The sequence below is a fragment of the Pseudomonas sp. 86_A genome (assembly GCF_017491705.1).
Taxonomy (GTDB): domain Bacteria; phylum Pseudomonadota; class Gammaproteobacteria; order Pseudomonadales; family Pseudomonadaceae; genus Aquipseudomonas; species Aquipseudomonas koreensis.
This window is the reverse complement of record NZ_JAFGYS010000145.1, coordinates 1-462: the sequence shown is the minus strand read 5'-3', so window position 1 is coordinate 462 and position 462 is coordinate 1. Positions and strand designations below refer to the sequence as shown.

At 65.6% G+C, this 462-nt stretch carries 1 pseudogene; it reads right to left on the bottom strand.

Going from position 1 to position 462, the window contains the following annotated elements:
* Positions 1-462 (bottom strand): annotated as a pseudogene (locus tag J5M57_RS28420) (AMP-binding protein); the annotation flags it as partial.

Below are 462 nucleotides of genomic sequence, written 5' to 3'. Positions count from 1 at the left end.
GCGCAGGATCTTGCCGACGTTGGTCTGCGGCAGCGCGTCGCGGAATTCGACGGCCTTCGGCATCTTGTAGCCCGTCAGGTTCTTGCGGCAGTGCGTGAGCACGTCCTCGACCGTCAGCGATGCGTCGCGAGGCACGACGAACACCTTGATGCGCTCGCCGTGAACGGGATCGGGAATGCCGATCGCCGCCGCTTCGCGGATGCCCGGATGCGACACGAGCACGTCTTCGATCTCGTTCGGATACACGTTGAAGCCCGATACGAGAATCATGTCCTTCTTGCGGTCGATCAGGCGGATGAAGCCTTGCTCGTCCATCACGCCGATGTCGCCCGTCGCGAGCCAGCCGTCGGCGTCGATCACTTTCGCGGTCTCGTCGGGGCGCTGCCAGTAGCCGCGCATCACCTGCGGCCCATGCACGCACAGCTCGCCCGGCTCGCCGACGTTCGCCCATGCGCCGTCCTC